Origin of the sequence: Pseudomonas bubulae (assembly GCF_900618535.1) — a bacterium.
Lineage (GTDB): Bacteria > Pseudomonadota > Gammaproteobacteria > Pseudomonadales > Pseudomonadaceae > Aquipseudomonas > Aquipseudomonas bubulae.
Window position 1 is genome coordinate 1,281,579 of sequence record NZ_UYJA01000001.1, and the last position, 18,389, is coordinate 1,299,967.

14 protein-coding genes are annotated in these 18,389 nt (G+C 59.6%); 8 read left to right on the forward strand and 6 right to left on the reverse strand.

Annotation, left to right across the window (positions count from 1 at the left end; translation table 11 throughout):
• The first annotated feature begins 284 nt into the window (after positions 1 to 284).
• From PPTH39_RS05635 to PPTH39_RS05645, 3 genes are read left to right on the forward strand one after another with little or no spacing between them, the layout of a single operon-like run.
• Positions 285 to 2,057, forward strand: a complete 1,773-nt coding sequence (locus PPTH39_RS05635) for an N-acetylglutaminylglutamine amidotransferase (RefSeq protein WP_095019129.1) — start codon at positions 285 to 287, stop codon at positions 2,055 to 2,057.
• A gap of 3 nt (positions 2,058 to 2,060) precedes the next feature.
• Complete coding sequence (gene ngg / locus PPTH39_RS05640) at positions 2,061 to 3,806, forward strand: N-acetylglutaminylglutamine synthetase (protein ID WP_095025108.1); 1,746 nt, start codon at positions 2,061 to 2,063, stop codon at positions 3,804 to 3,806.
• A gap of 23 nt (positions 3,807 to 3,829) precedes the next feature.
• A complete protein-coding gene (locus PPTH39_RS05645) occupies positions 3,830 to 5,017 on the forward strand; it encodes an osmoprotectant NAGGN system M42 family peptidase (RefSeq protein ID WP_095003282.1) in 1,188 nt (395 codons plus the stop codon).
• A gap of 52 nt (positions 5,018 to 5,069) precedes the next feature.
• Here the strand turns inward: PPTH39_RS05645 and cysG are convergent, their stop codons facing one another.
• From cysG to ftsK, 6 genes are read right to left on the reverse strand one after another with little or no spacing between them, the layout of a single operon-like run.
• The gene (gene cysG / locus PPTH39_RS05650; RefSeq protein ID WP_095003283.1) at positions 5,070 to 6,464 is read right to left on the reverse strand and encodes a siroheme synthase CysG; all 1,395 of its coding nucleotides are present in this window, start codon (positions 6,462 to 6,464) and stop codon (positions 5,070 to 5,072) included.
• Positions 6,465 to 7,745, reverse strand: a complete 1,281-nt coding sequence (gene serS / locus PPTH39_RS05655; RefSeq protein WP_130871748.1) for a serine--tRNA ligase — start codon at positions 7,743 to 7,745, stop codon at positions 6,465 to 6,467.
• Positions 7,746 to 7,761: 16 nt separating this feature from the next.
• Complete coding sequence (gene crcB, locus PPTH39_RS05660) at positions 7,762 to 8,136, reverse strand: fluoride efflux transporter CrcB (RefSeq protein WP_095003285.1); 375 nt, start codon at positions 8,134 to 8,136, stop codon at positions 7,762 to 7,764.
• Positions 8,133 to 9,458 (reverse strand): replication-associated recombination protein A, encoded by a 1,326-nt coding sequence (locus tag PPTH39_RS05665; RefSeq protein ID WP_095019126.1) that lies wholly within the window; start codon positions 9,456 to 9,458, stop codon positions 8,133 to 8,135. The genes crcB and PPTH39_RS05665 overlap by 4 nt, the downstream gene beginning before the upstream one ends.
• Before the next feature lie 28 nt (positions 9,459 to 9,486).
• Entirely contained in the window at positions 9,487 to 10,107 is a 621-nt protein-coding gene (lolA, locus tag PPTH39_RS05670; protein WP_046809214.1) for an outer membrane lipoprotein periplasmic chaperone LolA, read from the reverse strand.
• Positions 10,108 to 10,145: 38 nt separating this feature from the next.
• A complete protein-coding gene (gene ftsK / locus PPTH39_RS05675; RefSeq protein WP_095003287.1) occupies positions 10,146 to 12,548 on the reverse strand; it encodes a DNA translocase FtsK in 2,403 nt (800 codons plus the stop codon).
• A 368-nt stretch (positions 12,549 to 12,916) separates the two neighbouring features.
• On the opposite strand from ftsK, the gene aat reads away from it, so the two are divergent.
• The 5 genes from aat to mgtA all read left to right on the forward strand — a co-directional run bounded on the left by aat (position 12,917) and on the right by mgtA (position 18,374).
• On the forward strand, positions 12,917 to 13,594 hold the full coding sequence (gene aat / locus PPTH39_RS05680; RefSeq protein ID WP_095003288.1) for a leucyl/phenylalanyl-tRNA--protein transferase: 678 nt from the start codon (positions 12,917 to 12,919) through the stop codon (positions 13,592 to 13,594).
• A gap of 57 nt (positions 13,595 to 13,651) precedes the next feature.
• Positions 13,652 to 14,359, forward strand: a complete 708-nt coding sequence (locus PPTH39_RS05685) for an arginyltransferase (RefSeq protein ID WP_095003289.1) — start codon at positions 13,652 to 13,654, stop codon at positions 14,357 to 14,359.
• A 98-nt stretch (positions 14,360 to 14,457) separates the two neighbouring features.
• Positions 14,458 to 14,676 carry a translation initiation factor IF-1 gene (gene infA, locus PPTH39_RS05690; protein WP_002553999.1) on the forward strand — a complete coding sequence of 73 codons (219 nt, stop codon included), beginning with the start codon at positions 14,458 to 14,460 and terminating at the stop codon, positions 14,674 to 14,676.
• Between the two features lie 516 nt (positions 14,677 to 15,192).
• Positions 15,193 to 15,432 (forward strand): hypothetical protein, encoded by a 240-nt coding sequence (locus PPTH39_RS05695; protein ID WP_095003290.1) that lies wholly within the window; start codon positions 15,193 to 15,195, stop codon positions 15,430 to 15,432.
• 227 nt (positions 15,433 to 15,659) lie between these two features.
• A complete protein-coding gene (gene mgtA / locus PPTH39_RS05700) occupies positions 15,660 to 18,374 on the forward strand; it encodes a magnesium-translocating P-type ATPase (RefSeq protein ID WP_095019124.1) in 2,715 nt (904 codons plus the stop codon).
• The last annotated feature ends 15 nt before the right edge of the window (positions 18,375 to 18,389 follow it).

An 18,389-nucleotide genomic window follows, 5' to 3' on the forward strand; every position in this document is an offset into this window, starting at 1 on the left:
CATAGATAAATAGTGCTCTTCAGCCAAAACCCTGCTGGCCTCCCAAGCCCCGACAAAACAACCACTTGTAACTTTTATTGAACGATCCGGGCACAGGTCACTCGATAAAACACGGTCATTTATGCCGGAGCGAGTGCCTTGTGCCTTGCACCGCAAGGGCTGGCGATGCAGTCAAAAACTGCATCGCCCTTTAAAACCGGGCCCAAAGCGCTACCAGGCGTCCTGCAAAGACGCTGACTCATCCCTGTAGCACCACATGCCGAAAGACCAAGGATTTACACACCATGTGCGGATTAGCTGGCGAGTTACGTTTTGATCAACACCCTGCCGACCTGGCAGCCATCGAACGCATCACCCACCACCTTGCACCACGTGGCCCCGATGCCTGGGGTTTTCACAGCCAGGGGCCGATAGCCCTGGGCCATCGCCGCCTGAAAATCATGGATTTGTCGGATGGTTCAGCCCAACCGATGATCGACAGCCAGCTGGGTTTGTCGCTGGCCTTCAACGGCGCGATCTATAACTTCCCCGAGCTGCGCGCCGAGCTTGAAGCCCTGGGCTACAGCTTTTATTCGGGTGGCGATACCGAAGTGCTGCTCAAGGGCTATCACGCCTGGGGCGAAGCGCTGCTGCCCAAGCTCAATGGCATGTTTGCCTTTGCCATCTGGGAACGCGATGCCCAGCGCCTGTTTCTGGCCCGCGATCGTCTGGGGGTCAAGCCGCTGTATCTGTCGCGTACCGGTGAGCGCTTGCGCTTTGCCTCGACCCTGCCGGCGCTGCTCAAGGGCGGTGATATCAGCCCCATGCTCGACCCGGTGGCGCTTAATCACTACCTGAATTTTCATGCCGTTGTACCAGCGCCACGCACGCTGATTGCCGGTATCGAAAAGCTGCCACCCGCGACCTGGTTGCGTATTGACGCCAATGGCCACACCGAGCAAAAAACCTGGTGGACCCTGCCCTACGGCCCGCGTGCCGATGAAGTCAATCTGACCCTGGAAGATTGGCGCGATCGTGTCCTCGACAGCACCCGCGAAGCCGTGGCCATCCGCCAACGGGCGGCGGTGGATGTCGGCGTGCTGCTCTCTGGCGGTGTCGACTCCAGTTTGTTGGTGGGGTTGTTGCGCGATGTGGGCGTACAGGATCTGTCGACTTTCTCCATCGGCTTTGAGGACGCAGGCGGCGAGCGCGGGGATGAATTCCAGTATTCGGATTTGATTGCCCGGCATTACGGTACGCGCCATCACCAACTGCGCATTGGCGAGCACGAAATCATCGAGCAACTGCCAGCGGCCTTCCGCGCCATGAGCGAGCCGATGGTCAGTCATGACTGCATCGCCTTTTATCTGTTGTCGCGTGAAGTGGCCAAGCATTGCAAGGTGGTGCAAAGCGGCCAGGGCGCTGACGAACTGTTTGCCGGCTATCACTGGTATCCACAAGTAGATGGCGCCAGCGATCCTTATGCCGCGTACCGCGAAGCCTTTTTCGACCGCAGTTACGACGAGTACAAGGCCACCGTCCAGCCACAATGGCTGACAGCCAATGACGCCGCTGGCGACTTTGTGCGTGAGCATTTCGCACAGCCGGGGGCCCAGGCCGGGGTGGACAAGGCCTTGCGCCTGGACAGCACCGTGATGCTGGTGGATGACCCGGTCAAACGGGTGGACAACATGACCATGGCCTGGGGCCTGGAAGCCCGCACGCCGTTTCTCGATTACCGCCTGGCCGAGCTGTCAGCGCGGATTCCAGCGCGCTTCAAACTGCCCGACGGCGGTAAGCAGGTACTCAAGGAAGCCGCACGACTGGTGATCCCCAGCGAAGTCATCGACCGCAAAAAAGGCTATTTCCCGGTGCCGGGGCTCAAGCACTTGCAGGGCAACACCCTCAACTGGGTGCGCGACCTGCTGCTGGACCCGAGCCAGGATCGCGGCCTGTTCCAGCCAGCCATGCTTGACCAGTTGCTGACCAACCCGCAAAGCCAGCTGACCCCCCTCAACGGCTCCAAGCTGTGGCAACTGGCCGCCCTGAACCTGTGGCTGAGCGAACAAGGAATCTGATCGATGAAACCTCTCGCTACGGCTTATAGCCAGCGTTTACTGCGTGGCCAGACGCCTTCCTATGAACGCCTGCAAGCCCGCTTTGCCGAGGATGGCAGCGAACTGAATGCCTGCCCCGTGGCCGTACACTGCGGCTGGGGCCGGCTGTTGATCGGGCATACCTTTCCCGATCCCGTCACCCTGGCCGAAGAGCTGCTCAACGAGCAGCCCGGCGAGCGCGATATTGCCCTGTATGTCGCCGCGCCCCAGCAGGTGCTGGCGCAGTCGCCGCAACAACTGTTTCTCGACCCCTCGGATACGCTGCGCCTGTGGTTTACCGATTACCGCCAGGCCACCCGCGTGTTTCGCGGCTTCCGTATCCGCCGCGCACAAAGCGAGGCGGACTGGAACGCGATCAACACCCTGTACCTGTCACGCTCCATGCTGCCCATCGACCCGACCCTGCTGACCTCGCGCCACGACGGCGGCCCGGTGTACTGGATGGCCGAAGACGAGGACAGCGGCGCGGTGATCGGCAGTGTCATGGGCTTGAACCATCACACCGCATTCAACGACCCCGAAAATGGCAGCAGCCTCTGGTGCCTGGCGGTCGACCCGCTCTGTTCACGCCCGGGAGTGGGTGAAGTGCTGGTGCGGCATTTGGTCGAGCACTTTATGAGCCGCGGCCTGAGCTATCTCGACCTGTCGGTGCTGCATGACAATGCCCAGGCCAAGAACCTGTATGCCAAACTGGGGTTTCGCACCCTGTCGACCTTTGCCATCAAGCGCAAGAACGGCATCAACCAGCCGCTGTTTCTGGGGCCTGGTCCCGAGGTCGGACTCAACCCCTATGCCAGCATCCTCGTTGAAGAAGCCTACAAACGTGGCATCGACGTGCAAATTGACGACGCGGCCGCCGGCCTGTTCACCCTTAGCCACGGCGGGCGACGGATTCGTTGCCGCGAGTCCCTCAGCGACCTGACCAGCGCCATCAGCATGAGCCTGTGCCAGGACAAGTGCCTGACCCACAAGGTGCTCAGCCAGGCCGGCCTGAACGTGCCGACCCAGCAACTGGCGGGCAATGCCGATGACAACCTGGCGTTTGTCGAAGAGCACGGCCGGGTGGTGGTCAAACCGGTGGATGGCGAGCAAGGCAATGGCGTAGCGGTGGACCTGGACAGCATCGAACAGGTGCAACAGGCCATCGAGGCAGCGCGGGCGTTCGACAGCCGGGTGCTGCTCGAGAGCTTTCACGAAGGCCTCGACCTGCGCATCGTGGTGATCGGCTTTGAGGTGGTGGCTGCCGCCATCCGCCGTCCCGCGCAAGTGATCGGCGACGGTCAGCACCGCATTCAGCGCCTGATCGAGGCGCAAAGCCGCCGACGCCAGGCCGCCACCGGTGGCGAAAGCCGAATCCCGCTGGACGCCGAAACCCTGCGCACCGTGCAGGCCGCAGGCTATGACTACGACAGCATCCTGCCTGCCGGGCAAGTACTGGCCGTGCGCCGCACCGCCAACCTGCACACCGGCGGCTGCCTGGAAGACGTCACCGCCGTGCTGCACCCGGTGCTGGCCGACGCCGCCATTCGCGCAGCCCGGGCCCTGGATATTCCGGTGGTGGGGCTCGACCTGATGGTGCCCGCCGCCGACCAACCCGACTATGTATTTATTGAAGCCAACGAACGCGCCGGGCTGGCCAACCATGAACCACAGCCCACCGCCGAGCGCTTTATCGATCTGTTGTTTCCCCACAGTCAGCCTGCTCAATAGCTGACCGGCCCTCAGGAGTTTTTATGAACCGCAGCCTCCCTGAACCCGACCTCGACTACCTGCAACGGGTATTGCTGGAAATGCTCGCCATTCCCAGCCCCACTGGTTTTACCGACACCATCGTGCGCTATGTCGCCGAACGCCTCGACGAATTGGGGATCCCTTTTGAACTGACCCGCCGCGGCACCTTGCGCGCCACCCTCAAGGGCCAGAAAAACAGCCCGGACCGCGCCGTGTCCGCCCATCTGGATACGATTGGCGCCAGCGTGCGGGCGATCAAGGACAACGGCCGGCTGGTGCTGGCACCTGTTGGTTGCTGGTCGAGCCGGTTTGCCGAAGGCAGCCGCGTCAGCCTGTTTACCGACAACGGCGTGATCCGTGGCAGTGTCCTGCCATTAATGGCTTCTGGCCACGCCTTCAATACCGGCGTGGATGAACTGCCGATCAGTTGGGACCATATCGAGTTGCGCCTGGATGCCTACTGCGCCACCCGCGCGGATTGCGATTCCCTGGGGGTCAATATCGGTGACTTCGTAGCGTTCGACCCACTGCCGGAATTTACCGAAAGTGGCCATATCAGTGCGCGGCATCTGGATGACAAGGCGGGTGTGGCGGCCCTGCTCGCCGCCCTGAAAGCCATTGTCGACAGTGGCGAACAGCCCCTTATCGACTGTCATCCGCTGTTTACCATCACCGAAGAAATCGGCAATGGTGCGGCAGCGGCCTTGCCGTGGGATGTGAGCGAGTTTGTCGGGATTGATATTGCTCCGGTGGCTCCGGGCCAACATTCCAGCGAGCATGCGGTCAGTGTGGCGATGCAGGATTCGGGCGGCCCCTATGACTATCACCTGTCGCGGCATTTGCTGGGGCTGGCCAGTGACAATGAGTTGCCGGTGCGCCGGGACATGTTCCGTTATTACTTCAGCGATGCTCATTCGGCCGTGACGGCGGGGCATGATATTCGCTGTGCGTTACTGGCGTTTGGCTGTGATGCCACCCACGGGTATGAGCGCACCCATATTGATAGCCTGGCGGCGTTGAGTCGTTTGCTGGGTGCCTACATCCTCAGCCCGCCGGTGTTTGCCAGCGATGCCCAGCCGGCGCAGGGCTCACTGGACCGCTTCAGCCATCAGATCGAACATGATGCGCAGATGGAAAGCGATACGCGAGTGCCGTCGGTAGAGAGTCTGGTGGGGGAAAATCGGAGCTGAAGCAAAGCCCCAACCCTCTCCCAGAGGGAGAGGGTTGGGGTGAGGGCAGACGTCAGACCTGAGCCTGAGCCCCTTCAAACCATGCCAGTTTCTCACGCAGCAAAACCACTTCGCCCACGATCACCAGCGTAGGCGCATGCACTTCATGCTCCGCCACCAATGTCGGCAAGTCGGCCAGGGTACCGGTAAACACGCGCTGGTTGGACGTAGTGCCCTGCTGAATCAACGCAGCCGGGGTATCAGCCGAACGACCATGCTTGATCAACTGCTCGCAGATGATCGGCAAGCCCACCAGGCCCATGTAGAACACCAGAGTTTGCGCCGGAGCAACCAGGTCGCTCCAGGGCAGGTTGCTGGTGCCGTCTTTCAGGTGGCCGGTAACAAAGCGCACAGACTGCGCGTAGTCGCGATGGGTCAACGGAATACCGGCATACGCCGCGCAACCACTGGCGGCGGTAATACCCGGCACCACCTGGAACGGAATCCCATGGGCGGCCAGCTCTTCGATTTCTTCACCGCCACGGCCAAAGATGAACGGATCGCCACCTTTGAGCCGCACCACGCGCTTGCCCTGCTTGGCCAGATCGACCAGTTGCTGGTTGATCTGGTCTTGTGGCACCGCATGCTCAGCGCGACGCTTGCCCACATAAATACGTTCGGCATCGCGACGGCACAGTTCAAGAATCGCCGGGGCCACCAGACGGTCGTAGAGCACCACGTCTGCCTGTTGCATCAGACGCAGTGCACGGAAGGTCAGCAGATCGGGATCACCCGGCCCGGCACCCACCAGATACACCTCACCGGTGGTTTCGACGGCCTGACCTTCAATCTTGGCCAGCAGCAAGCGCTCGGCTTCAGCGCCCTGCCCGGCCAGCAAACGGTCGGCAATCGGGCCCTGGAACACATCTTCCCAAAACCCGCGACGCTGCTGCACATCCGGAAACAAGCCTTTGACCCGGCTACGGAAGCGCGCCGCAAGGCCCGCCAACTGGCCGTAGGTCGACGGAATCCAGGTTTCTATCTTGGCCCGGATCAACCGCGCCAGCACGGGCGCATCACCACCACTTGAAATGGCAATTACCAGCGGCGAACGGTCGACAATCGCCGGGAAGATCACGCTGCACAAGGCGGGCGCGTCGACCACGTTGACCGGTACGCAACGGCGATGGGCGTCGGCGGAAACCTGAGCGTTAAGTGGCTCATCGTCGGTGGCGGCGATGATCAGGACGCACCCTTCAAGGTCGGCCTCGGCATATCCGCGCAGCACCTGTTCGCCACCGCTGCTGTTTATCAACTCGCACAACTGTGGCTCCATGGCGGGTGCGACCACCCGCAGCACGGCACCGGCATCGGCCAGCAGGCGGGATTTGCGCAAGGCAATCTCCCCACCGCCAACCACCAGTACACGGCTGCCACGCAGGTTATGAAACAGCGGCAGAAACTCCATTTAGCCGATGACCTCAATACCGCCCATGTAAGGCTTGAGCACGTCCGGCACACGGATCGAACCGTCAGCCTGCTGGTAGTTTTCCAACACGGCTACCAGGGTGCGGCCTACCGCCAGACCGGAACCGTTAAGGGTGTGTACCAGTTCCGGCTTGCCGGTTTCCGGGTTACGGAAACGCGCCTGCATGCGACGGGCCTGGAAATCACCGCAGTTGGAGCACGACGAAATTTCGCGGTACTTGTCCTGGCTCGGGACCCACACTTCCAGATCGTAGGTTTTAACTGCGCTGAAACCCATGTCACCGGTGCACAGCGCCAGGGTGCGGTAAGGCAGTTGCAGCAGTTGCAGAACCTTCTCGGCATTGCCGACCAGGCCTTCCAGCGCGTCCATCGAGGTGGACGGCTCAACGATCTGGACCATCTCGACCTTGTCGAACTGGTGCTGACGGATCATGCCGCGGGTATCGCGCCCCGATGCACCGGCCTCGCTGCGGAAGCACGGCGTGTGCGCCACCAGCTTGATAGGCAGGGCCTTGTGTTCAACGATTTCGCCGGCAACGATATTGGTCAGGGTGACCTCAGCGGTCGGGATCAGGTAGAAATCGGCTTCGCCTTCACGGCTGATCTTGAACAGTTCTTCTTCGAACTTTGGCAACTGGCCAGTGCCTTGCAGCGCCGGGGCCTGTACCAGATAAGGCGTGTAGGCCTCTTCGTAGCCATGCTCACCGGTGTGCAGGTTGATCATGAACTGTGCCAGAGCACGATGCAGACGGGCAATCGGGCCGCGCAGCAAGGCAAAACGGGCACCGGACAGTTTGGCGGCGGTTTCAAAGTCCAGCCAGCCGTGCTGCTCGCCCAGGGCGACATGGTCCTTGATCTCGAAATCAAAGGCAGTCGGGGTGCCCCAGCGACGGATTTCGACGTTGCCGTCTTCGTCAGCGCCTACCGGCACGGACGCATCCGGCAGGTTCGGCAGGCCCAGCAGGATGGCGTCCAGCTCAGTCTGGATGGCTTCCAGTTCAACCTTGCCATTGGCCAGGTCGCTGCCCATGGTCTCGACGCTGGCCATCAGTGGCGCGATATCTTCACCGCGAGCCTTGGCCTGGCCAATGCTTTTGGAGATGGCATTGCGCTCGGCCTGCAGCTTCTCGGTCAGGGTCTGGACTTCTTTACGCTTGGCTTCCAGCGCGTCAATGCGCGCCACGTCCAGCTTGAAGCCACGGGATGCCAGGCGATCCGCTACGTCCTGCAGGTTGCTACGTAACAGTTTGGAATCAAGCATGTCGGTTTCTCGTTTATCAAAGTTTGGTCAAGGACAGGCCAGCCCAGGTTGCGAGCAGCCCGCCGAATACGCTGAGGGCCGCATAGCCCAATGCCAGTGGCACCTGCCCGCTTTCCAGCAGGCGCACCGTATCCAGTGAAAAGGATGAAAAAGTGGTCAAGCCACCCAGGAAACCGACCATCAGCCCGGCGCGGACTTCAATCGGTACTTCCGGGCGTATCAGAAAAAGTCCGTACAGGACGCCAATCAGCAGGCAGCCCACGATATTAACGGCCAATGTCGCGGTATAAAAGTGCCGCGGCCAATTGGCGTTGATCCAGTTACCCGTAGCGAAGCGCAACAATGTACCTGCAATGCCACCCACCGAGACCGCTGCAATCAATGGAATCACGGTTTTCTCCGCTGTTTGGGGCTGGCCCGGTCCAGTGCGGCGAGGTATTTCAACTTTTCGCCGATTTTGAGCTCAAGGCCCCGTGGCACCGGCTGATACAGGTTCAAGGGTTCAAGTTCGTCCGGGTAATAGTCTTCCCCGGCCGCGTACGCGTCAGGCTCGTCATGGGCATAGCGATACTCGTCGCCATAACCCAGTTGCTTCATCAGCTTGGTCGGCGCATTGCGTAAATGCAGCGGCACTTCCAGCGAGCCGTGTTCTGCCGCGCTGCGCAGTGCGGCCTTGAAACCCATGTACACCGCGTTGCTTTTCGGTGCGCAGGCCAGGTAAGTGATGGCCTGGGCCACTGCCAGTTCGCCTTCCGGGCTGCCGAGCCGCTCTTGCACATCCCAGGCCGACAGGCACAGGCTCAGAGCTCGCGGGTCGGCGTTGCCGATATCCTCACTGGCCATGCGTACCACGCGCCGGGCGATGTAAAGCGGATCGCAGCCGCCGTCGATCATGCGTGCAAACCAGTACAGGGCACCGTCAGGATTCGAGCCGCGCACCGACTTGTGCAAGGCAGAGATCTGGTCATAAAAGGCTTCGCCGCCTTTGTCGAAACGACGCTGGGTATCACCCAGCAGGTTGTGCAGCAGCTCGGTGCCGATTTCGCTGTGGTCTTCGGCGAGGTCCGAAGCGTTTTCCAGCAGATTGAGCATGCGCCGGCCATCGCCGTCAGTCGCCCGCAGCAAAATCTGAAAGCTTTCTTCGCCAAGGGTCAGGCCGCGCTTGCCCAGGCCCTTGTCTTCGGTCAGCGCACGCTGCACCAGCTTGCGTAGCGCCGCTTCGTCCAGGCTTTTGAGCACATAGACCCGCGCCCGCGAGAGCAAGGCGTTGTTCAGTTCGAACGAGGGGTTTTCCGTGGTGGCACCGATAAAGATCAGGGTGCCATCTTCGACGTAGGGCAAAAAGGCATCTTGCTGCGACTTGTTGAAGCGATGCACTTCGTCGACAAACAGGATGGTGCGGCGCCCATACTGGCCCGCCTGCTGCTTGGCGATTTCGACGGCCTGGCGAATCTCCTTGACCCCGGCCAGGACCGCCGAGACCGTTTCAAAGTGGGCATCCGAGACTTCCGCCAGCAGCCGCGCCAGGGTGGTCTTGCCCACGCCCGGCGGGCCCCAGAAGATCATGGAGTGCAGTGCACCCTGCTCCAGCGCTTCACGCAAGGGCTTGCCGCGGGCGAGCAGGTGCTGCTGACCGACGTATTCGTCCAGGTTGGCCGCCCGCAATCGGGCAGCCAGTGGCTGGGCTATCGGGGCACTTCGAAACAGATCCATGGGCAGCGTTTGAAACCTCTTCCAGGGCTTATTCCTGGATGACATCAGCCCCTTTCGGGATATCGAACTTGAACTTGGAAGCCGGGATCGGCTCGTTGACCTTTACCCCGGTGAACAGGATGTTGGTGCGCTGACCCACGCTGTCGATCAACTGCATGTCGTTGATCTTGCCGCCGCGAAACGACAGGCGCAGGGAGTCGAACAAGGTGTCCTTGGTCTTGGGCTTGAGGGTGAAGTCCATCACGTCACCGGCCTGCTTGGAGGTGATGTCAAAACTTTCGCTGATTTTTGATACATCACCGGACAGCAACAAGGCCGGGGTCTGGGTCAGGCGCTGATCGAGTTTCTTGATCGTAACCTGCTCCAGGTCCGGGTCCCACAGCGAGACTTTCTGGCCATCGGAGACCATCAGTTGCTCCTGGGGAGCATCGGTGTGCCAGTAGAACAGCCCAGGACGCTTTACCGACATTTCGCCGGCAGTTTCCTGCAACTGGGTGCCACTGCCGTCGAGGGTCAGCTGGGAAAAACGGGCCGTGATGGTATCAGAGCCCAACAGTTGGCCAAGACGCTTCACACTCTCGGCGTCGGCATGGGCCGACAGCGAGGAAAAGGCCAGTACCGGTAGCAACAGCATGCTGACAAAACGCATGGACATCCTCATTGATTAGTTAGAAGCCCTGGGGCTGATCAATCGCGCATCGGGGCCGGCGCCAGTACTTCGCGCGAGCCATTAGTGTTCATAGAGGTTACGACCCCGGCCATTTCCATGGATTCAATCATTCGCGCAGCGCGGTTGTAACCGATCTTCAATTTGCGTTGTACAGCAGAAATGGAGGCACGACGGCTTTCCAGTACAAACTGTACGGCTTCGTCATACAAGGCATCCGTTTCAGGGTCGTCCCCACCTTCGCTGCCACCGCCTTCAAAGCCGCTGCCCGCCTCTTCAACACCGTTGAGGATATCTTCGTTGTAGTCCGGAGCGCCGCGCAGCTTCCAGGCTTCAACCACGCGGTGAACTTCATCGTCGGACACAAACGCGCCATGAACCCGGATCGGCAAGCTGGTACCTGGCGGCATATAGAGCATGTCACCGTGACCCAGCAGTTGCTCGGCGCCACCCTGATCGATGATGGTACGCGAGTCGATCTTGCTCGATACCTGGAACGCCATGCGGGTCGGGATGTTGGCCTTGATCAGGCCGGTAATCACGTCCACCGACGGGCGCTGGGTCGCGAGGATCAAGTGGATGCCCGCAGCCCGAGCCTTCTGGGCAATACGGGCGATCAATTCTTCAACTTTCTTGCCGACGATCATCATCATGTCGGCAAATTCGTCGACCACTACCACGATGGTCGGCAACTTCACCAGCAACGGTGCTTCGTCGTGAATGCTTTCGCGCTTGTACAGCGGATCGACCAGCGGCTCGCCGGCATCCTGGGCGTCCTTGACCTTCTGGTTGAAGCCGGCGAGGTTACGCACGCCCATTTTGGCCATCAGCTTATAGCGGCGCTCCATCTCGGCAACGCTCCAGCGCAAGGCGTTGGCGGCGTCCTTCATGTCCGTTACCACCGGGCACAGCAGGTGCGGGATGCCTTCGTAGATCGACAATTCAAGCATTTTCGGGTCGATCATGATCAGCTTGGCGTCTTCCGGGCCAGACTTGAACAGGATCGACAGGATCATGGCGTTAACGCCTACAGACTTACCAGAACCGGTAGTACCGGCTACCAGCAAGTGCGGCATTTTCGCCAGGTCGGTGATCACCGGCCGCCCACCAATGTCATGGCCCAGGGCCAGAGCTACCGGCGACTTGGCGTTATCGTACTCAGGGGTCGACAACACTTCGGAGAAGCGCACGATCTGGCGGTCTTCGTTGGGAATCTCGATACCGACGGTGGTTTTGCCAGGAATGACCTCAACCACCCGCACACTGGTCACGGCCAGCGAGCGCGCGAGGTCCTTGGCCAGGTTGGCAATGCGGCTGACCTTTACGCCAGCAGCAGGTTGAATTTCGTAACGGGTAATCACCGGGCCCGGGTGGATGGAATCCACCGTCACTTCGACGCCGAATTCCTTGAGCTTGATTTCCAGCAAGTGGCCAACGGCCGCTAGGGATTCGGGGGAATAATTGAGCTGTTTTTTCTCGGCCGGATCCAGAATCGAGATCGGCGGCAAGGTACCTTCAACCGCGCTGTCCACAAACAACGGCGCCTGTTTCTCTTTTTGCACGCGCTTGCTCGGCTCGGGCGCCTTGGGCGGTGCCGGGGCAATCACTGCCGGCACGTGTTTTTCACGCTCGGACATGTGCTTGCTCAACGCCTGCTCGCGCTCGATCAGGCGCTCTTTGGCCTTGGCCTGCTCACGCTTGTCGGAAACGCTTGGCGCGACCACTTCATTGACCCGGGCATCCACTTCGCGCAGCTTGGCCTGCAGTTGCTTGCGCTCGTTACGTTCGGCCCACCAACGGTTGGCCGCGCCCTGGATCAGCTCGAACAGGTCGAGGGTGATCTTGCCCGTCACGTCCATGACCTTGAACCATGACAGGTCGGTAAACACCGTCAGGCCAAACAGGAACAAGGCAATCAATAGCAGGGTACTGCCCTGGATATTCAGTGCATTCCTGGCCAGGTCGCCCAGGCTTTCGCCCAGCGCACCGCCCGCCCCCGCAGGCAGACCCGAGGCAGAGTGAAAATGGATATGGGCCAGCGCCGCACCGGAGAGCACCAGAAAAATCAGGCCGACCAGCCGCCACGAAAACAGCCAGCCGCTCCACTGCCAGGGCTGATGCCGCTCGCGGAAGATCTGGTAGGCCTTGACCGCCAGCAGCAGCGGGAAAATATAGGCAAAGTAACCCAGCACCATAAACAGGATGTCGGCACTGTAGGAGCCGGCTGGCCCGCCGAAGTTCTGTACATCGACAACCCGGCTGTTATGGCTCCAGCCGGGGTCATCCTTGCCATAGGTCAGCAGGGCCATCATCAGGAACAGGCACAGGGCGCCGATAGCGATCAATGCACCTTCCTTGAGCCGGTAGTGCAATTGCTGACGCCAGAGAGGAACTGCTTTGGGTGCTGCTGTGGATTTCTTCAAAACGGGTCTTTTCCTGCGCCTGTGGCGCGCCCAACTATTAATTGACTAATGTGACTGCAAAATACTGCTCATAGCGAGCAGACGACAAGTTCGGACTTGAAATGAGCCCTGCCCTTATTATTGCGTGCTGCAACGTGGAGCAGTTTAGATCAGCTCATACAGGCAGGCCATTGTACGGGTTTGAGCCGCTGATGCCATGCTGGCCATAACTCGCCGGGAAGCGCCAATTTGAGCATGTATTACCTTTTGTGACAAAGACTTATACCACCACCAAAACACAGCTTGTAATTAACTGGCAGATCGACTGAGACCGCACTTGCGTGAAAGAGTTGCAGCCGCCCTCCCCTTCTTGTGCAAGACTCAATGCCATGCTGACCTGGTTAAAACGCGACACCCTGACATTTCCGCCACTGGCCAACGCCATGCGCGAACCCAATGGCCTGCTGGCCGCTGGCGGTGACCTGTCCGCCGACCGGCTGATCCAGGCCTATCGCCATGGCTGTTTTCCGTGGTTCAGCGAGGGCCAGCCAATCCTGTGGTGGTCGCCTGATCCGCGCACGGTGCTGTTTCCCGAAGAGCTGCATATCTCCCGCAGTTTGGGCAAACTGCTGCGCAAGCAACGCTACCAGGTGAGTTTTGACCGCGACTTCGCAGCCGTGATCCAGGCCTGTGCCGCTCCACGAGACTATGCGGATGGCACCTGGATTACCGACGACATGCAAAACGCCTATATCGAACTGCATGCCCGCGGCCATGCCCATTCGGTGGAAGTCTGGGACAACGGTGAGCTGGTGGGCGGTTTGTATGGCCTGGCCATGGGCCAGTTGTTTTTTGGCGAGTCCATGTTCAGCCGTGCCGACAACGCCTCAAAGTTCGGCTTCGCCACGCTGGTCAGACAGCTGCAGGCCTGGGGGTTTGTGCTGATTGACTGCCAGATGCCTACAGATCACCTGCAAAGCCTGGGTGCGCGTTCAATCCCGCGCCAGATATTTGCCGAGTATTTGCAAAAACATCTGGATCTTCCCACAACTGCGCAGTGGGTTTAGTAGGCGACTTTTGCGCGCTGGCTTACACTTAATTTAAAGATTTTCCGAGGGTTCATCATGACCGAGTTGGCGCGCTTGAAGTTTTATGCCACTCAACCTCACGCATGCAGCTACTTGCCTGGCGAACAGGCCACCACGCTGTTCCTCGACCCCAGCCAGCCGATGGATGTGCAGGTTTATGCCGATTTGTCCGAGATGGGTTTCCGGCGCAGTGGCGACCATCTTTATCGCCCGCATTGCCTGAAGTGCGATGCCTGCACCCCGGCGCGCATCCCGGTTGCCCGCTTCCTGCCCAACCGCCAGCAAAAACGCATTTTCAAGCGCAATGCCGACTTGCAGGTAGAGGCGGTAAAACCGGCGTTCAGTGAAGAGAACTTTGATCTTTACCAGCGCTATATCGAGCAGCGCCATGCCGATGGCGATATGTACCCGCCCAGTCGCGATCAATTTTCGACCTTCCTGGTGCGCGACCTGGCGTTTTCCAGATTTTACGAATTCCGCCTTGATGGCCGTTTATTGGCGGTCGCCGTCACGGACGTGCTGCCCAATGGCCTGTCGGCGGTCTACACCTTCTACGATCCCGACGAAGAGCGGCGCAGCCTGGGGCGCTATGCAATCCTCTGGCAAATCGCCGAAGCGCGCCGCCTGGAGCTGGATGCGCTGTATCTGGGGTACTGGATCAAGAACTGCAAGAAGATGAATTACAAGACCGAATATCGGCCCATTGAGCTCTTAATCAATCAGAGATGGAGCTCTCTTGATTGAACCCTTGGCTTAACCCCCATTTTTCGGGCACAATGCACGCCGCTTTTGCCTGGCGCAGTTGCACCGGGCCATTCATTGGACACCGAGGGCTTTACTGCATGTCGAAAGAAGACAGCTTCGAAATGGAAGGCACTGTCGTCGACACCCTGCCCAACACCATGTTTCGTGTGGAGTTGGAAAATGGGCACGTCGTAACCGCGCATATCTCCGGCAAGATGCGCAAGAACTACATTCGTATTCTTACCGGTGACAAAGTGCGCGTCGAGCTGACGCCCTATGACTTGAGCAAAGGGCGCATCACTTACCGCGCTCGCTAAGCAAGTCAATACAAAACGCCCGGCTCTGCCGGGCGTTTTTGTTTGTCTGCGATTTGAGCCTGCCGTGGGAGCAAGCCTGCTCGCGAAGCAAACGACGCAATTTTTCGGGCAAACCGCAGTGATCCCTTCGCGAGCAGGCTCGCTCCCACAATCAGGGCTCAACATATAAAGTTTGAACTCCTGTAACTGTTTTGTCTTATTAGCTATATACCCAAACCTAACTTCCAAACTTCCTGAACCCTGGCTGTACCAGCCACACTTGCCGGGTTTAAACATTGACTTGCACCCGCGGCCTGAGTAGATTGCACAGGCCGGTCATTCAGGCCGCCTATAAACTTCACAAAAGAAGCCAATGGACACAGTATCTAGTCGCTGTCCGGTCACCGTCACTACGGCGATCCGGGCGCTAAATCCAGACATTGACAGGACTTGCCTGCACGGCGGGGTCAACTGCGCTAGAGCCTGACGCTCCATCGTAACGACCTCACCGGCGACAGTCCGGTCACGAGGTGTGTTATGACCTTTAAAACCCATGTACTACCCGGCGTTCAAGCCTTTGCCTCAAGCATGCGCGTGAAACTTTCACGCGAGCCCACCCTGGCCCGCTCGACCCGCTCACCCTTTTCCACATCCGTTGCCGACGCAAAACCTGCGCACCGCCAGGTGCATTGGCGCGTCAGCCCTGCCACAGGCCAACTGGAGCAGCGCTGGAGCATGGCCGACACCCAGGACCCGCAGAGTCGGTTCTTGCGCTGATTCATAATTAATTAAAACCCTGCCAACCCACTGGAGTTCCTTATGGAAGAAGCCAGTAGTCACCCGCTGCCCGCGTATTAATTACTTCGCAGCAGCGGGACTTTAAAGCGCACTTAACACTTCAATTAAACCGATTGCGAAGTTTGCGACTCGGCATACATTGGCACGCCTGTTAAAAGGCCATTCAATATATGCCCGGTCAAGAGTTGGCGACAGGAGTACTCATCATGAGCGCCGTAAAAAATACTAAAGTTCGGGACAAGAACAGCGCCAGCGACAGCAATAAACTGTCCATGCGTGCCGCTAGGGAAGCACAAAACGGCCTTTCAGCCACCCTGGCCAATGTACGCGCCACTACCGCAGGCCTGACCGAGCAGGAAGCCACTGAACGCCTGCAAAGCGATGGCTACAACGAAGTGGCTCACGACAAGCCGCCTCACGCACTGGTGCAGTTTCTGCTGGCCCTGCATAACCCTTTTATCTATGTGCTGCTGACCCTGGGTGTGATCAGCTTTGTCACTGACTACTGGCTGCCAGAACGCGATGGCGAAGAAGGCGACCTGACCAAAGTCATCATCATTGGCCTGATGGTTGGCCTCAGCAGCCTGCTGCGGTTCTGGCAGGAGCACCGCTCGGCCAAGTCCGCCGAAGCCCTCAAGGCCATGGTCCGCACCACCGCGACCGTGGTGCGGCGCGACAACAGCGGTACCCGCACCTCGGTGCACGAAGTACCGATGCGCGAACTGGTGGCCGGCGATATCGTGCAGCTGTCGGCCGGCGATATGATCCCGGCGGATATTCGCCTGATCGAGTCCCGCGATCTGTTTATCAGCCAGGCCGTGCTCACCGGCGAAGCCTTGCCGGTGGAGAAGTACGACACCCTGGGCGATGTGACACAAAAGTCCGCCTCCAGCACCGCCGCCGACCAGAGCAACCTGCTGGATCTGCCCAATATCTGCTTTATGGGCACCAACGTGGTCAGTGGCACTGCTCGCGCCGTAGTCGTGGCCACCGGCCCGCGCACCTACTTTGGCTCGCTGGCCAAGGCCATCGTCGGCTCGCGCACGCAAACCGCGTTCGATCGCGGAGTCAACAGCGTCAGCTGGCTGTTGATCCGCTTTATGCTGGTTATGGTGCCCATTGTGTTTTTCCTCAATGGTTTCTCCAAGGGCGACTGGGGCGATGCCTTCCTGTTTGCCCTGGCAGTGGCCGTGGGCCTGACCCCGGAAATGCTGCCAATGATTGTCAGCGCCAACCTGGCCAAGGGCGCAACCGCCATGGCCAAACGCAAGGTGGTGGTCAAACGCCTCAATGCCATCCAGAACCTGGGCTCGATGGACGTGCTGTGTACCGACAAGACCGGCACCCTGACCCAGGATCACATCATCCTCGAGCATCACATCGACGCCAGTGGCCAGCGCGATGAGTCGGTACTGGCCCTGGCCTGGCTCAACAGCCATCACCAAAGCGGCATCCGCAACCTGATGGATCAGGCCGTGGTGCAGTTTGCCCTGCAGGACCCAAAATTCAACGCGCCGCACAACTACAGCAAGGTCGATGAACTGCCCTTTGACTTCGTACGGCGGCGCCTGTCGATCATCGTCAAGGACAACCGTGGCGACCACCTGCTGGTGTGCAAGGGCGCAGTCGAAGAAATGCTCGGCATCGCCACCCATGTCATGGAAGGCGACACCCGCGTGGTTCTGGACCCCACACGCCGCGAGCAACTGCTGGCCCTGGCCAACGAGTACAACGAGGACGGCTTCCGCGTACTGCTGGTCGCCACCCGCGAAATCCCCAAGGCACAGGCGCACAAGCAGTACAACACCGCAGACGAGCGCGACCTGGTCATCCGCGGCATGCTCACCTTCCTCGATCCACCAAAGGAAACTGCCGGGCCGGCGATTGCAGCCCTGCAAGAAATCGGCGTAGCGATCAAGGTGCTGACCGGCGACAACGCTGTAGTCACCGGCAAAATCTGCCGGCAGGTGGGCCTGGAGCCAGGCACGCCACTGCTTGGGCCACAAATCGAAACAATGGACGACGCCGCACTGCAACTGGAGGTTGAGCAGCGCACGGTGTTTGCCAAGCTCACCCCGCTGCAAAAATCCCGGGTGCTGAAAGCGCTGCAAGCCAATGGCCATACCGTCGGTTTTCTCGGTGACGGTATCAATGACGCGCCAGCCCTGCGCGATGCCGACGTAGGCATTTCGGTAGACAGCGGCACGGATATCGCCAAGGAGTCGGCTGACATCATCCTCCTGGAAAAGAGCCTGATGGTGCTCGAAGAAGGCGTACTCAAGGGGCGCGAGACCTTCGGCAATATCATGAAGTACCTGAACATGACCGCCAGTTCGAACTTCGGCAACGTGTTCTCGGTATTGGTAGCCAGCGCCTTCATCCCTTTTCTGCCAATGCTGTCGATCCACCTGCTACTGCAAAACCTGATGTACGACATCTCCCAGCTGGCCTTGCCGTGGGACAAGATGGACAGGGAATACCTGCAAAAACCGCGCAAGTGGGACGCCAAGAACATCGGCCGCTTCATGATCTGGATCGGGCCAACGTCGTCGATCTTCGACATCACTACCTTCGCCCTGATGTGGTACGTGTTCTCGGCCAACAGCGTGGAAATGCAGACCCTGTTCCAGTCCGGCTGGTTTATTGAGGGACTGCTGTCACAAACCCTGGTGGTGCACATGCTGCGCACGCGCAAGATTCCGTTCTTCCAGAGCACTGCAGCATGGCCGGTGATCATGATGACCCTCATCGTGATCGTGCTGGGTATCTACGTACCGTTCTCGCCCCTGGGCACCATGGTGGGCCTGGAACCACTGCCGTTGTCGTATTTCCCTTGGCTGGTGGCCACCCTGTTCAGCTATTGCTGTGTCGCGCAACTGATGAAAACGATCTACATCCGCCGTTTCAAGCAGTGGTACTGAGTTGAAACAACGCGG

Bases quoted from the DNA above. Each gene is read 5' to 3' on its own strand.
- PPTH39_RS05635 (WP_095019129.1), top strand. From the start codon at position 285: ATGTGCGGATTAGCTGGCGAGTTACGTTTTGATCAACACCCTGCCGAC.
- ngg (WP_095025108.1), top strand. From the start codon at position 2,061: ATGAAACCTCTCGCTACGGCTTATAGCCAGCGTTTACTGCGTGGCCAG.
- PPTH39_RS05645 (WP_095003282.1), top strand. From the start codon at position 3,830: ATGAACCGCAGCCTCCCTGAACCCGACCTCGACTACCTGCAACGGGTA.
- cysG (WP_095003283.1), bottom strand. From the start codon at position 6,464: ATGGAGTTTCTGCCGCTGTTTCATAACCTGCGTGGCAGCCGTGTACTG.
- serS (WP_130871748.1), bottom strand. From the start codon at position 7,745: ATGCTTGATTCCAAACTGTTACGTAGCAACCTGCAGGACGTAGCGGAT.
- PPTH39_RS05665 (WP_095019126.1), bottom strand. From the start codon at position 9,458: ATGGATCTGTTTCGAAGTGCCCCGATAGCCCAGCCACTGGCTGCCCGA.
- lolA (WP_046809214.1), bottom strand. From the start codon at position 10,107: ATGCGTTTTGTCAGCATGCTGTTGCTACCGGTACTGGCCTTTTCCTCG.
- aat (WP_095003288.1), top strand. From the start codon at position 12,917: ATGCTGACCTGGTTAAAACGCGACACCCTGACATTTCCGCCACTGGCC.
- PPTH39_RS05685 (WP_095003289.1), top strand. From the start codon at position 13,652: ATGACCGAGTTGGCGCGCTTGAAGTTTTATGCCACTCAACCTCACGCA.
- infA (WP_002553999.1), top strand. From the start codon at position 14,458: ATGTCGAAAGAAGACAGCTTCGAAATGGAAGGCACTGTCGTCGACACC.
- PPTH39_RS05695 (WP_095003290.1), top strand. From the start codon at position 15,193: ATGACCTTTAAAACCCATGTACTACCCGGCGTTCAAGCCTTTGCCTCA.
- mgtA (WP_095019124.1), top strand. From the start codon at position 15,660: ATGAGCGCCGTAAAAAATACTAAAGTTCGGGACAAGAACAGCGCCAGC.